This window comes from Lentzea sp. NPDC005914, assembly GCF_040629405.1.
Taxonomy (GTDB): Bacteria; Actinomycetota; Actinomycetes; order Mycobacteriales; family Pseudonocardiaceae; genus Lentzea.
The window spans coordinates 63,401-77,581 of sequence record NZ_JBEXVQ010000007.1; the positions used below are offsets into that span (position 1 = coordinate 63,401).

The following is a 14,181-nucleotide window of genomic DNA, read 5'->3' on the forward strand; positions in this document are numbered from 1 at the left end:
GCGGCGTCTCGCAGCCACGGGCAGGTGCCGCCATTACGTTCGGCTCATGGGGATCTTCGAAGAGCTGGTGGCAGAGGGAGCGGCGGTACCGCTGGAGGGCTGGGACTTCTCCTGGTTCGCCGGCCGCGCCACCGAGGAACGCCCGCCATGGGGTTACGCGTCGTTGATCGCTGCCCGGCTCGCGGCGGTGGAGTCGGCGCTGGACCTGCAGACCGGCGGGGGAGAGGTGACGGCTTCGGCTGTCCTGCCACCGCTGATGGCCGCCACCGAGTCGTGGCCGCCCAACGCGCTGGTGGCGTCGCGGAAGCTGCCGTTGGTCGTGCAGGCACCGGACGCCGGCCCGCTGCCGTTCCGCTCCTCTGTCTTCGACCTGGTCATCAGCAGGCACCCGGTCGTGACGCCGTGGGCGGAGATCGCGCGGGTGCTGCGGCCGGGCGGCACCTACTTCTCGCAGCAGATCGGCGCCGGGACGAACAGCGGTCTGACCGACTTCATGATGGGGCCGCAGCCGGTGAGCGATGCTCGCAGCACTGAGCGCGCACGTGCATCGGCCGAGGCTGCGGGGCTGAAGGTGCTTCGGCTGGAGCCGGTGTCGTTGCGGGTGGCGTTCTTCGACGTCGGCGCGGTCGTGCACTTCCTGCGCAAGGTGTTGTGGACCGTGCCGGGATTCACCGTGGAGGGGCATCGGGACCGGCTCCTGGACATGCACGAGCACATCCAGGAGCACGGCGAGTTCGTCTGCACCTCGACGCGGTTCCTGATCGAGGCGCGCAAGCCCGGTTAATCCGCGGCTTCGATGTACCGGAGCGCGGCTTCCTCGCTGATCGGCACCAGCTCGCCGCGGTCGCGGCCGTGGAACATGTCGTCCCGCAGATAGCTGGTCTCCCAGCCATGACCGGGACCGGGGGTGTGCGTCTGTTCCTTGTCGCTGCCGTTCGGGGCGGTCCAGGTGCGGACCACGGCCTTCGGGTTGTCCAGCGGGTGGTCCTCGTCGACCTGCGCGAAGTACGAGAACCTGCCGTCCACCGGGTCATTGGCGTGGACACGGGTGTGCTGGATCGCTTCGAACGCCGTCACCGCCTCCGCGGAGATCGGACGTGCCCAGGCTCCCTGGTAGCCGTTCTCGACCATGGCGAGGTCGCCGGTGGGCTCCCAGACAAGGCGCCGTGAGTAACGCTCGTCATGTGTCTGGCCGGCTTCGTCGGTCCACCGGCGGACGACCCCGGCAGGGTCGTCGAGCTCGGGGCGGATCTCGGTGAGCATGGCGTAGTACTCGTACCGCCGGTTCACTTCCGACCTCGTTTCGCTGAGGCGGAACGCGCCTCCGGACCAGCTGTCCGAAGGCGCGTCCAGGGTTTGCTTACGGCTTGATCTTATGCGCGTTCAACGGGGGCTCGATCTTGTTGAAGAAAGCCTTGGCTTCCTGGTTTTTCGCTTCGATCGCTGTCTCGAGGAGGTCCGTCCAGGTAGTACGTTCGTCCTTGGGCATCTCCCTCACCTTGAGATACTCCAGCGCGGCCCGCAGTTTGCGCTTCTTGTCGTAGTTGCCGTGCTCGTCGCTCTTGGCCTTGTAGCTGTCATCCGTGTGGAACTGCACCTCGAACGGCAGGCCGTTCTTCGCGGTGAAAGTGATGTTGATGCCGGCGTAGGCGCCGCCGACCTGTTCCGGCCAGAAGTTGCTGAACTTCACCGGTGCTCCGAACTCGTCGCGGAGCTGGTTGATCGCTTTCTGGGTTTGGTTCGTGTAGTCCTTGTCCGGGTAGACGATGGTGTAGCGGAGCGAGTCGTTCATCTTCTTCTGCACCTCGTCCGGTGTCTTCCACCGGCCGCCTTCGCTCAGCGGCTTGTCAGGCATCCGCTCTTCGAAGAACTTGCGCAGGCTCGACGCGGACGGCATGCCCTCGATCGGATTGCCGTGCTCGTCCTTGACGGGATTCGCGTCCTTGAACTTGGTGTCGAGGCCCTCGTTCCTGCCCTTGTCCCTGGCAATGCGCTCGATGATGGGCGTGACCTCGGGTTCCGCGGCCTTGGCCCGCTTCACCCGGTTTTCAACGAGCCATTCGATGTCCTTCTTGGACACTTCGATGGGCAAGAAGCCGAGGCTGAGGTTGTCGCCCCGCTCGTTCTGCACGTACGCGAGGTCGACTGACTGCTTGTAGTCGCCGTTCGACCCGATCGCGCCGTCGGTCGTCCGGTCGGGAACGTCTGCCGGGTCCGGGCCGTTGGGACCGCAACCCGGGTCGGCTGCCGCGCGGGCCATCACGCTCGCCACGCACGTCTTCGGCGGCTCCGTCCGCACCTGGGCGTCTTCGACCTTCGCGACACCGTTCTCGAGCTTGAGCGTGCCGCCTTCCAGCCTGACCTTCGTGCCGTTGGGCAGGTTGGTGCCGCCGGGCACGTTCACCTCGAACGGCTCGACCCGGTAGAGCTTGCCGTCGACGATGGCGATGGAACTGTCGAACTTGGCCTTGTCACCGTCGAAGAGGAGACGCAGGCCGGGGATGTCGCCCACCGAGTCCCGCAGCACGTCGCGGAAGGACTGGTGCAGCTTGACCGCGAAGGCGTCCAGTTCCGCGAGCTTGTTCGACAGTCGGCCGGTGCCGCCGTCGACCTTGCGGGCGACTGTCCGGACCGCCTTCCAGACCGCGCCGCCGGTGCCGCCGGTCTCGAACGTCAGCGCGGTGACGCCCAGGTCGAAGACCGTGCCGCCGAGCGCCTTGCCCGGGCGGGTCTGCCACTCCTCCAGGTTGATCCAGGTGTAGGGGTTCGTGAGGTTGTACTTGACCTCGGCCAGCATGTCCCAGCACTTGGACCAGTCGCTCTCGGCCACGCCCTGGTAGGCGCACTTGCTGACCTCGATGATCGACATGACCGGGCTGATCGCGGCCTCGCCGAACCCGATCGCGATGTCGACCTGGAACTGGGCGATGTTCTTGAGGTCCTGCGTGAACCTGTCGCAGGCCTCCTTGTTGCCGTTGGCCACGCACTCGCCCGCGTCGGTGAAGTGCCTCGTCGCGGCGTCGACGCCGGCGCCGATCTTGTCTCCGGCCCAGTCGCGCAGCTTCTTGCACGCCGGACCGTTGAGGTTCCTCGTGCACTGGAGCAGGCCGATCATGCCCTCGACGGTCTGGCGGTTCATCTCCTCGCGCTTGGCCTGCGCCTCCTGGGCCAGGCGCAGCGCTTCCCGGTACCGCTCGTTGATGTCGGTGACCTGGGAGAGCCGTTCGGCGATCTTGTCCTTGAACTCGGTGAGCTTCGTCGCCGTGTTGAACGCCCACGCGCGGATGTTCTCCGCCTGTTCCGCCGCGGAACGGGCGGTCGCCGCAGAGGCCGCGGCCGCGTTGGCGGCGTTGCCCGCGGTCGCGGCGTCGGCACGAGCCGAACCCGCCCACTGCGAGGCGGTGACCGCGGACTTCGACGCGTCGCCCGCGTACTGAGCGGCCGCGTTCGCCGCGTCATTGGCCTCGACCGCGAGACCCGCCGCCCGGTTGGCCGCGTCCGCCGCGTTCGCCGCTGCCACCAGGGCCGGCTTGATGGTCGCTTCCGCTTCGTCCGCGACCTTGCGGGCGTGGATCGCCGCGGCGGCGGCCTCCGCTGCCTTGTCCCGTGCCGCCCGTGACTGCTCCTCGCCGATGACGAGCGCCTCGGACACCGCCTTCAGCGCCCGGCGGGCGTCGGCGTTGATGGCCGCGAGCGGCCTGAGCACCGACTCCGCGACGCTGGCCGGGTCGACCATCAGCTGGGCGGCCGCGCTCGCCGCCGAAGCCGCCCGGTCCGCGACCACGGACTGGTAGACGGCCTCGTTGGCCTCGGTCATCGACTCCTCGGCCTCGGAGCGGACCTTCTCGGCCGCGTCCTTGGTCGCGATCGCGGCGCTGGCGGACTCCAGTGCGAGCCGGTGCGTGTCGTCAGCGGCTCGGCGTGCCTCGGTGGCCGCCTTGCCGGCCCGCACCGCGGCCGCGTTGGCCTCGTTGGCGGCCTGCGTCGCCGCGGCGGCCTCCGCCTGTGCGGCGGCCGCCGACTCCCTTGCCCGGTTCGCCCATCCCTCCGCCTGGTCGGCGGACGCCTTGGCGGCGTTGGTCTCCCGCTCGATGGCGTGGTACTCGTCCCAGGCCGTGCCGCCGTTCTCCTCGGCCTTCTTCTTCGCTACCGCCAGGTCCCGCTGGAGCTGGTTGTAGGCGGAGACGTGCTTGCCGAAGATCTTCTCCGAGCGGTCGACGTCCTTGGCGATCGCGTCGCGGCGGGCGATGGCCGCGTCCATGTTGATCTTGTGCTTGATCGCGTTGTTGTTCGCCTCGATGGCGGCCTGGGCCGTCGCGTTCGCGTTCGCGGCGGCGTTCTGCGCGTTCACCCGGTGAGTGCGGGCGCTCGCGGCATGACTCTTCGCCTGGTTGGCCTTCGCCGCGGCGAGGTCCTTCTGGGCCTTGGCCCTGTCGCGTGCGGCGAGCGCGATGTCGTGCTGGATCTGCGCCGCGTTCGCGAGCTCGATCGCCTTCTGCTCCTGGCGCTTGGCCTCCTCCAGGTACTTCTTGGCGTTCTCGGCGTGCTCCTGCGCGTTGCGGTCGGCGTCGAGCGCACGGCTGTCGGCCAGGGTGGCCTCGGCCGCGTGCTGGGACGTCTTCGCCGCGAGCGCCATGGCCTGCACGGCGTTGCCGACGCCGAAGGCGACCTTGGCCCACTCCCGGCCGTCGGTCATCCCGTTGTCCACCAACCGGATCGCGGCGTTCTGCGCCCGGATGACGGCTTCCTGCGCTCGTTCCGCGATGCGGGCGGCGCTGGCGGCCTCCTCGGTGGCACGCGCACGCTGGACGTCGATGTCCTCGTTGCGGCCGAGCTGGCCGTGTGCCCTGCCCGGCTTGTCCTCGCGGAAGATCTCGTCCGCCCGGTGTGCGGCCTTGAGCGCCCGCTGCATGGCGTAGACGCCGTCTTCCAGCGTCTGCACCGCGTCGATGTTCGCGCGCATGATCTCCGCGCGAGCCTTGGCGGCTTCCTCCCACTTCCTGGCCAGCTGGTCGAGCTCGGTGACCGCCTTGTTGCGGTCCTCCAGCGCCTTGAGGATGACGGCCTCGAGGTCGTGGTCGCGCTGGTTCGCCACCTGGTAGCCGGTCATGTAGAACTCGCGGATCACCGCGTAGTCGCGGGTGGCGAGGGCCGCCTCGCCCTCGATCTTCACCTGCGGGCCGCCCATGGCGACCATGTCGCGGACACGGGCGATGGTCCGGTCCTGCTCGGCCTTGTCGTCCTCGGCCTGCTGCCTGTCCTTCTTCAGCGCGATCTCGTAGCCGAAGGCCACGAAGTTCCGGATCGCCCGGTCACCGGCGTCCAACGCGGCCTGCGCGTCCGCCCTGACGTTCGGGCCGCCCGTCCGGGCCCACTCCTGGACCTTCTTGCGGTTCTCCGCGTTCTCCGCGGCCTTGCGCTGGTCGGCCCGCGCCTTCGCCTCGGCCTGGCCGTGGTCGAGGAACCAGACCAGTTTCTCCTTGGTGCCGACGGCAAGTGCCGCCGTCGCGGCGTCGCGGACCTCGACGTCCTCGGCGTGGTCGGCGATGTCCTGCACGAGTTGCTTGTAGAACTCGTACTCCTCGTCGACGGGCTCCGGTGGCGGCTCGTCGGCCGCGGTCACCTGCCGCGGCGAGAACTGTTGTGGTGTGGCGATCGCGGGCGCGGTGCTGCCCAGCAACGCCAGCACCACCGTGATGATGACGGCCATCACTGACCGGTGCCGCAGCGAGGCGGCACTGGATGGTGATCTTCTCATTTTGTTGTGGTTCCCCCAGGTCACGGATGGCCGCGGCCATCCGCTCTCGTTGTTGCGATTGCCTTTCAGGCGGCGGTGGTCAGTGGTCTCGTTCCTTCGCGGCGTCCGCCTTCTTGCGCATGTCCTCGGCCATGGCCTTCCAGGTGTCCGCCCACCTGACGGCCTCCGCCGCTTCGTCCGCCCACGAGGTGTTGCCCTCGCCGGCGCGCCGGAGCACCTCGTCCCAGTCCTGTTCGGACGGTGCGGTGCGGGCGAGCTCGGCGATCCGGTGCCAGGCGGCCGCCTGCGCGTCGGCCTTGGCCTGCTCGGCCAGCCAGTCGACCGAGTTCTTCCTGGCGGCCTCGTCGGCCGCCTCCCAGTTGGTGATGGCGTCCTGGCGGTGCTTGCGGGCGAACTCGCCGCTCGCCTCGCGTTCGGCGGCCTCGGCGGCCAGCGCGGACCGTTGCAGGGCCTCGATCGTGCGCAGGAAGTCCTGGTTGCGCTCGTGGGTCTCGCGGCGGAAGCGCTCGTCGTCCAGCTTGGCCCCGATCGCCCAGTGGTACTTGAAGAACAGGCTGATCGAGGTGTCGCTGCCGGTGATCGCGCGCTGAGCGGCGGCCTTCACCTGGATGCCGGGATCGTTGTTCGCCAGCTGGGTGACGAAGTCGCGGTCCTCTTTGGACAGCCGGGCGAGTCGCTCGTCGCGCTTGTTGTCGTCGGCGCGATCGCGTTCCTTGGCCTCGTCGTAGCCGAGGCGCACGAACAGGTCTCGGTCGTTGTCCGTGCCCAGGAGAGCGTTCTCCGTCGCCCGGTACACATGACTGCCGGGGATCGCGTACTTGAAGATGTCGTTGACATACCAGTTGTTCAGCTCGATGCGCTTCGCCGCGCGCTTCAACGCCTCGGCCCAGCCGGTGCTGAAGAAGTCGTTGATCGCCGCGTCGCCGCGGTTGCTCAGCAACGCGTTCCACGCTTCGGCGCTCACCTCGGGCACCGGGTTCTCGAACGCGACCCGGCGAGCGAAGTCGCGCTTGGTCGTCGCCAGATCGGTTGCGGCGGCGGCACTCGCCTCGGTCACCGCGGATGTCGCACCGGTCGCTATCACCGTGCTGAAAGCCAGTGCCACGGCCAAAAACGCGCGCAGCAAAGTATGACGCCCCATGTATGAATCCCCCCAGGACACAGCAGATGGTGCGGGCGCACTCGCCCAACGACGTTCTAGCACGCGCCCGCAGTGCCACCCAATGTGATGCAAGTCACTAACCTTGCGGAGCGTGTTCGCGTCGTGCCAAAGTCCACCACGGCATCCGGCAGGCTGGGGGGTCTGGCCAACAAAACCGTTGTGATGCCCTACAAGTCCTGGGGGACCTGAATCTTGTCCAGATCCAGTCTGGGCGGCCGCTGCCTGCGCGCTATCGCCGCGCTCGCGGTCGTCTCCACCTTCGTGTCCGGCCCGATGGCCTCCGCCGCATCGGCCGATCCGCGGCTCGCACTCGCCGCACAGCAGGCGGCGCCGGAGTCGAGCCCCGACCAGAAGGCCGCCGCCGCCCGTCAGCTCAAAATCCAGCTCACACCCGACATGGCGCGGATGACGGACATCGACTTCGTCATCTTCCTGTGGGACACCGCGGACGTGCTCGACGACGCCAAGGTCAAGCAGACCGCGTCGGAAGCGTTCCGGGCCCAGTCGCGTGACAACACCTCGTGCTACCGCTTCATCACCGAAGGCATCTTCCCCGCGCACCAGGCTGACCTGGTGGAACGTCTGAACAGGGCCCAGCGCGCCGAGGAACGCACCAGGGCCGCCGAGGTCGTCAGCTGGAACAACGTCACGCAGGCCGATCTGAGGGTCGACCTCAAGGAGTTCGTGTTCCGCATCTGGGAACGGACCACCGACGCCAAGGACCCGGAGGTGCGGACCGCCGCGGCCGGCGTGCTGACGCCGATCTCCACCGACGAGCAGCGCCAGGCGTTCATCGTCACCGGGATTTTCGCGGCACGGCAACGCGACCGCGACCGCCGCACCGAGCAGGCCTTGCGGGAGAAGGAAGAGGCGGACCGCAAGAAGCTCGACGCCGACAAGCGCGCCGCTGCCTGGGGCCTGGTCACCAGGGGTGGGGCGATCTCCAACGACAAGCTGGCCATCACCCACCGCGAGTTCACCTACGAGCTCATCAGCCGCGCGGTGGCGGGCAGCAAGGTGAAGGCCGACGCGCAGACCGCGATGGACACCTGCGACGACACGACACAGCAGGTGTGCAAGGACTTCATCTACACCGGCGTGCACCGTGCGCACCAGCTCGACCTGGAGGAGCGCGACCGGCAGGCCGCGATCCAGACCGAGAAGGACATCAAGGCCATTCTCGACGTGGCCGAGCGCGACGGCTACCTGCCGTTTCTGGTCATGGCGGCCAAGACCGCGCTCGCGAGCGACCTCACCGAGCGCAACAAGTTCCTCAACACCGGCCAGTACGAGGCCCGCAAGCGCGACCGGATCAAGCCGGACCACCGTCGTGTGATCGAGCTGCAGGGCATCGCCTCCGGCCGCTGCCTCCAGACGTTCGGCGCGGGTACTCAGCGCAACGAGCTCACGGAGTTGTGGGACTGCGTGCGTGGTCCCAAGGAGGTCTGGGAGCTGTACCAGGTCGTCGAGGGTCAGTACCTGATCCAGAACCTGAACTCCAAGCAGTGCCTGACCATTTCCGGTGAGTACGTCGTGCAGGACAACTGCGACAACGGTCAGCCGCACATGCTCTGGAAGTTCATCGAGAACGCCACGGACGGCTCGTTCCAGCTGCAGAACGTCGGCAGCGGCCGGTTCGCCGGGGTCAAGGACGGCGGCACCGGCAACGCGGCACTCATCGTCCAGTACAGCAACACCAACGACGGTCACCAGCGCTGGCGCGTCATCGACCCGAGCCACCGCGCGGGCCTCGCGTCGGTGAACGCGGGCGTGGCGATGGTCAAGGGCGTCGAGTCCGAGCGCTGCATGCAGACCGCCGGCCTCTGGGACACGCCGAACGAGGGCGCGCTGGCCGACCTCGCCGCGCAGGAGCTGTGGGACTGTGTCGGCGGTGGCAAGATGTCCTGGGACATCATCCCGTTGGGCAACAACAAGTACGCCTTGAAGAACCTCATGTCCAGCAAGTGCCTGGACGTGAAGTGGGGCCAGTTCGTCAACGGCACCCAGCTCGTCCAGTTCGAATGCCACTACGGCGGTACGCAGCAGTTCGTGTTCACCGACGCCGGTGGCTCCTACGGTCTGCAGAGCGTCCTGACCGCGCAGTACGCCGACGCGGTCGGCCACGCCACGCAGAACGGTGCGCTCGTCCAGCAGTGGGACCACACCGGTCTCGCGAACCAGAGGTGGACGCTGCACTACTAGCCGATGCTGAACGCGGTCTCCTCCGGTTCACCTTCCGGAGGAGACCGTGCTCGGTTGTGGCGGCCTGTGGCGTGGTGGCAGAACGTGTTGGCGCGGCGTTCGTCGCGCTCGCGCCTTGTCCACCGGCTGGTGCTGGTGCGGCTGGCGCTGCGGGGGGTGGTACCGCGGACCTGTCGTGGCTTTTCAGCGGCGGCTCGACGGGCCGTCCTGGAGATCCAGCGCGGCTGAGGCGCGGAAGATCTGTGCGCTCGGTCAGCAGGTCGGGCGGATCGTCCACGAGCCTGAAGGCTGGGGCGTCGTTGCCCTGCGAGTACCTGAACGCGAAACGGCTCCCTCCTGGACAGACCAGGAGGGAGCCGTTCGACGTCAGCGGGGCTGGCGTTCGCGGCGGATCGTGATGCGCTTGCCCTTGATGGTGGCGTCGCGCAGCTGGTCGATCACGTCGTTCGCCGCCGTGCCGGGCACCTCGACCAGCGAGAACCGGTCCGCGATCTCGATCGCGCCGATGTCGCGGCCCTTCAGGTCCGTCTCGCCGGTGATGGCGCCGACGATGTCCTGCGGGCGGATGCCGGACGAGCGGCCCGCGCCCAGGAACAGCCTCGTCATGCCCTCGGACGGGCCGCGGCGCTCGCGGCGGGGGCCGGCGGGGGCGCCTTCGCGGCGCGGGCGGTCCTCGCGCGGGCGGACCTCCGGGATCTCCTCCTCGTCGGCGGCGGCACCGGAGGCCTCGTGGGCCAGCTTCACGGCGGCGAGGGCGATGTCCATGACGTCGAACTCGTCGGCCAGGGTCTCGACGACCACGCGGAAGCGGCTGAGGTCGTCCTCCATCAGCGACTCCTGCAGCGACGAGCGGGTCAGCTCCAGCTGCCGGGCGCGCAGGTCGGCGACCGTCGGGACCTTCTCCATCGGGATCTTGGTCTTGGTGACGCGCTCGATGGTCTTGAGCATCGAGTTCTCGCGCGGCTCGACCAGGGTGATCGCGACGCCCTCACGGCCGGCGCGGCCCACGCGGCCGATGCGGTGCGTGTACGCCTCGGGGGCGGACGGCACGTTGTAGTTGACGACGTGCGTGAGCTGCTCGATGTCGAGGCCGCGGGCCGCGACGTCGGTGGCCACCAGCAGGTCGGCGGTGCCGCCGCGCAGGCGGGCCATCACGCGGTCGCGCTGCTCCTGGCTGATGCCGCCGTGCAGCGACTCGGCGCGGTAGCCGCGGCCGTTCAGGGTCTCGGTGAGCTGGTCGACCTCGTCGCGCGTGCGGCAGAAGACGACGGCGGCGGTGGGCGCCTCGACGTCCAGGACGCGGCCCAGGGCGGCGGGCTTGTGCTCGCGGCGCACCAGGTACGCGGTCTGCCGGACGCGCGGGGCCTCGCCCGGCTCGGTCTTCTCGCGCTCGATCTGGATCAGCACCGGCTCGCGCAGGTGGCTCTTGGCCATGCGGTTGATGCGCGGCGGCATCGTGGCCGAGAACAGCACGGTCTGCCGTTCCGCGGGCGCCTCGGCGAGGATCGCGTCGATGTCCTCCGCGAAGCCCATGTCGAGCATCTCGTCGGCCTCGTCGAGCACGACCATCCGCAGGTCGCCGAGCTGCAGCGTGCCGCGCTGCAGGTGGTCGATCGCGCGGCCCGGGGTCGCGACCACCACGTCGACGCCGCGGGACAGCTCGCGCAGCTGACGGCCGATGGGCTGACCGCCGTAGATCGGCAGCACGCGCGCGCCCATGTGACGGCCGTACCGGTGCACCGCTTCGGACACCTGCACCGCCAGCTCACGGGTCGGCGCGAGCACGAGGGCGAGCGGCTTCTCACCCTTGCCGATCCGGTCGGCGATGCGCTCGAGCAGCGGCAGCGCGAACGCCGCCGTCTTGCCCGTGCCCGTGGCCGCCTGGCCCAGCAGGTCGTTGCCCGCGAGCAGCGGCGGGATCGCTTCACTCTGGATCGGCGTCGGCTCCTCGTAGCCCAGGGTGGTGAGAGCGTTGAGGATGTCGGGCCTGAGCCCCAGGTCGGCGAAACCGTTGTCGGCGGTGGTCATGACGAGTATCTTCCCCCACCGCCCGACATCGCACTCACCCAGCTCTGGTTCAGGCCAGGTCAGGCCACCTCCCGCAGGTCGACGCGGACGTCGGCGCCGCTCGTCACGCCGTTCACCGTCACGGAGATCTTGACCTGACCAGGCCTTATCGCGGTGAGCAGCCCGGTACCGGGATCGAGCCACGCCACGTGCCAGGGCCTCAGTCCGGACGCGTCGCCCACGTGCAGACCGGGTGACCCTTCCCACACCGCGTTCATCGGATACTTCGCCGGCAGCGTCCGCGAACCCTGTTTCAGCGTCGCCGCAACCGTTTCCGGCGTGCCGAACCTGAGGTTGCGCGGTGCGTGGACCTGGAGTGAGTCCACATGGGGCCGGATCTCGGCCGTCACGCCGTGGTCGGTGACACCGGCGAGCGTCCAGCCGCTGAACCCGCCCGCCTCGGCCGGTGCCTTGCCGGAGTTGCCGTTGACCACGTACGGGACTCCGTCCACTGTGGATGCGAAGAAGCCGCCGACGTGCCCGCCGATGAACGTCGCCGGCTTGTCGCGTTCGGACAGCAGCTTCTCGAAGTAGGCCGCTTCCATGCGGTCGGTGAGCTGGCTCGTGTGCGCGGGCGTGGGATCGCGCGGTGGGTGGTGCATCATCACGACGGCCTGGCCCTCGGTGGTGCGGAGTGCGTGCTCGAGCATCTCCATCTGGTCGAAGCCGCCGCCTCTGATGGTTCCGGTCGACGAGTCGAGCAGCACGAACCGCGTGCCCTTGTGGTCGAACGTGCGGTGGGTGGCGCCGAACTCGCGGCGGAAGTTGTCGATCGTGCCCGGCCCCATGATCTCGTGGTTGCCCGGCAGGTAGTACCAGGGGAAGTCCGCGAGTTCCTCGTCGAGGATCTTGTGCGCGAGCTTCAGGTCCTCTGGGGACGCCTCGTCGACCAGGTCGCCGTTGATCACGACGAACTCGGCGCCGGAGCGTTTGATCTCCTGGAGCGTGCGTCTGGCGGACTTCACCAGGTCGCTGTCGGGGTTGCGTGCCACGAACTGGGCGTCGGACATGACCGCGAACGTCCAGCCCTCGGCTTTCCCGATCACGTCCTCGCGCAGTTCTGGTGTGGGCGGCAGGGTGACCGCGGGTGGGACCCGAGCGGTGATGTCGTCGACGAGCACCTCACCTTTGTAGGAGCGGTCGGCTTTCGTCTCGATCGTGTAGAACCTGGTGACCTGGATGGGGAACTTGAGCTCGGCCGGTACCGCGACTTCCAGCTGTCTCCAGCCGTTCCAGGTGATGTACGGGCCGTAGAGCGACCTTGACTGGCCCGTTGCGTCCGTCACGGTGAACGCCGTCCACTCGCCCTTGCCGCTGCCGTGGACCCAGGCGCCGAGCGACAGGGGTTGCCCGTCGACCTGGAGCGGCTTCGGCGGCACGGCGTAGGCGGTGCGGGTGCCGGTCGACTGGGTGAAGTCGTAGCTCAGCTTCAGGCCTTGGCCGGTGTGGCCGTTGGGTTCCGGTGCCACCGAGCCGGCCGTCCGTGCCGAGCCGAAGGTCCACTGTGGAGCGTCGTCCATCGTGCCGAGCGGCTGTTCCACGGCGCCGACGGTGACTGCGAGCTGGGTCTCCTTGCCCTGTGCCCGTGCCCTGATGGTGGTGGCGCCGGCTTTGAGCGCGCGGATCTGCAGGTCCGGCGTGACTTCGACGACCGAGCAGTCGTAGCTGAGGTCGAGGTCGGCGCGTTCGATCGGCGCGCTGAAGCCCTTGGCGTCGAAACCGTTGATCTGCAACGGTTTCCGCTCGTCCGGATGCAGGCTGATCCGTGGTGCGAGTCTCGCCCGCTTGCCCAGCACGGTCAGCTTGGTGGTTTTGGTGGTGACGCCTCGGAACGCCGTGAAGCTCGCTCCTCCGCCGTGTGGTGCCGCGTGGAAGGTGTCCCCGATGGCCCAGCCGCCCGTTGCGCGCGTGGTGTGCTCGTTGTTGGTGGCGGGACCGTACGTCTCGTCGTAACCGTGCACGGTCATGCGGCGTGTCATGCCGGGGAAGACGCGCTTGTCCGCGGTCTGAACGTCGAACCCGACGAGCCTGCCGGTGCCACCGGGCGCGTAGAGGGCGAGGCCGTTGGGGATGGGCCGCTCGCCGCCGTCCGACGGGGTGTTGACGACCTTGAGCTCGGTGGTGCCGGCTTCGCGCGCGAGCATGGTCGACGAGCCGCCGCCGTCGAGGTTGAGGGCGTTGTGCGCGCCGAGCTCGATCATGGCGTCGGCGAGGTCGCGGAGGTTCAGGCCGAGCAGGAACGCGCCCTGCCGGGCGGTGCGCAGGTGCAGCGGGTCGGCCGGGGCGACGTTCTTGCCGTTCTCGACCAGCAGCTGGCGTCCGCCGATCGCCGTCCGCGGCTGGCTGCCGTTGCTGGTGCGGCTCTGGTACCTGATCTCCAGTCTGTCGCCGGGTTTGAGCTGTTTGAGCACGTCGGCGCCCTTGTCGCGGCCCACCAGCGCGTAGCCCTCGACGGGCTCCGCGCTCGGGCTGCCGATCTTCTGGACGATGCCGTCCACGTCGATCTTCGCGCTGTTGAGCTGCGTCAGCTTGTGCGTGCCGTTGAGCGTGCCCTCGAAGAAGGTCTCCATCACGCTGCCCACGCCGGCCGCGTCGATGCCGACCGCGCGTCCTCGTCCGGACTTCCTGAGCTGCCCGTCCTGGACGCCGACGCCCTCGGGCGCGTTGCTGTTGTTGAGGTCGAAGAAATCGCCGTTGATCGCCGCCACTGCCCTGGGCGTCTGTCTGGACAGGGGAGCGGCCTGCGCCACAGTGCCGTTGTCGACGTACCCGACCTTGGCCTGGCCGAGGTCGACGGCGAGCGCGTCGCCGCGGACCCAGCCATCGGGCCGGTACCAGTCGAAGGAGCTGAGGGTGACGCCGGGAGCGACCGGTCTCTCGGTCCGCTCGGTCTCGATGCGTCGGCTGATGTCGGCGTGAGCAGGGGAAACGGGCGCCAGGAACGCAGCGGTGATGATCACCGCAAGTGCACGTCTCGTCACGCGGTGGAACT

General features: G+C 68.7%; 7 protein-coding genes. 2 read left to right on the forward strand and 5 right to left on the reverse strand.

Translation table 11 applies throughout. The features are described 5' to 3' along the window. Positions 1 to 46 precede the first annotated feature (46 nt). Positions 47 to 784: a methyltransferase domain-containing protein gene (locus tag ABZ345_RS11810; protein ID WP_359845932.1), complete on the forward strand. Its 738-nt coding sequence runs from the start codon at positions 47 to 49 to the stop codon at positions 782 to 784. Here ABZ345_RS11810 and ABZ345_RS11815 read toward each other — a convergent pair. The 3 genes from ABZ345_RS11815 to ABZ345_RS11825 all read right to left on the reverse strand — a co-directional run bounded on the left by ABZ345_RS11815 (position 781) and on the right by ABZ345_RS11825 (position 6,899). Beyond that, positions 781 to 1,290 (reverse strand): hypothetical protein, encoded by a 510-nt coding sequence (locus ABZ345_RS11815; RefSeq protein ID WP_359845935.1) that lies wholly within the window; start codon positions 1,288 to 1,290, stop codon positions 781 to 783. The genes ABZ345_RS11810 and ABZ345_RS11815 overlap by 4 nt on opposite strands. Positions 1,291 to 1,360: 70 nt before the next feature. Continuing rightward, a complete protein-coding gene (locus tag ABZ345_RS11820) occupies positions 1,361 to 5,710 on the reverse strand; it encodes a hypothetical protein (protein WP_359845938.1) in 4,350 nt (1,449 codons plus the stop codon). Positions 5,711 to 5,837: 127 nt separating this feature from the next. Next, complete coding sequence (locus tag ABZ345_RS11825; RefSeq protein WP_359845941.1) at positions 5,838 to 6,899, reverse strand: hypothetical protein; 1,062 nt, start codon at positions 6,897 to 6,899, stop codon at positions 5,838 to 5,840. A 213-nt stretch (positions 6,900 to 7,112) separates the two neighbouring features. Here ABZ345_RS11825 and ABZ345_RS11830 point away from each other — a divergent pair, with 213 nt between their 5' ends. Further along, positions 7,113 to 9,122 carry an RICIN domain-containing protein gene (locus ABZ345_RS11830; RefSeq protein ID WP_359845944.1) on the forward strand — a complete coding sequence of 670 codons (2,010 nt, stop codon included), beginning with the start codon at positions 7,113 to 7,115 and terminating at the stop codon, positions 9,120 to 9,122. Positions 9,123 to 9,488: 366 nt separating this feature from the next. On the opposite strand, the gene ABZ345_RS11835 is transcribed toward ABZ345_RS11830, so the two are convergent. Beyond that, the gene (locus ABZ345_RS11835) at positions 9,489 to 11,150 is read right to left on the reverse strand and encodes a DEAD/DEAH box helicase (protein ID WP_359845947.1); all 1,662 of its coding nucleotides are present in this window, start codon (positions 11,148 to 11,150) and stop codon (positions 9,489 to 9,491) included. A gap of 59 nt (positions 11,151 to 11,209) precedes the next feature. Further along, complete coding sequence (locus tag ABZ345_RS11840; protein WP_359845949.1) at positions 11,210 to 14,170, reverse strand: phosphodiester glycosidase family protein; 2,961 nt, start codon at positions 14,168 to 14,170, stop codon at positions 11,210 to 11,212. Between the last annotated feature and the right edge of the window lie 11 nt (positions 14,171 to 14,181).

Bases quoted from the DNA above. Each gene is read 5' to 3' on its own strand.
- ABZ345_RS11820 (WP_359845938.1), bottom strand. From the start codon at position 5,710: ATGGCCGTCATCATCACGGTGGTGCTGGCGTTGCTGGGCAGCACCGCG.
- ABZ345_RS11835 (WP_359845947.1), bottom strand. From the start codon at position 11,150: ATGACCACCGCCGACAACGGTTTCGCCGACCTGGGGCTCAGGCCCGAC.
- ABZ345_RS11825 (WP_359845941.1), bottom strand. From the start codon at position 6,899: ATGGGGCGTCATACTTTGCTGCGCGCGTTTTTGGCCGTGGCACTGGCT.
- ABZ345_RS11810 (WP_359845932.1), top strand. From the start codon at position 47: ATGGGGATCTTCGAAGAGCTGGTGGCAGAGGGAGCGGCGGTACCGCTG.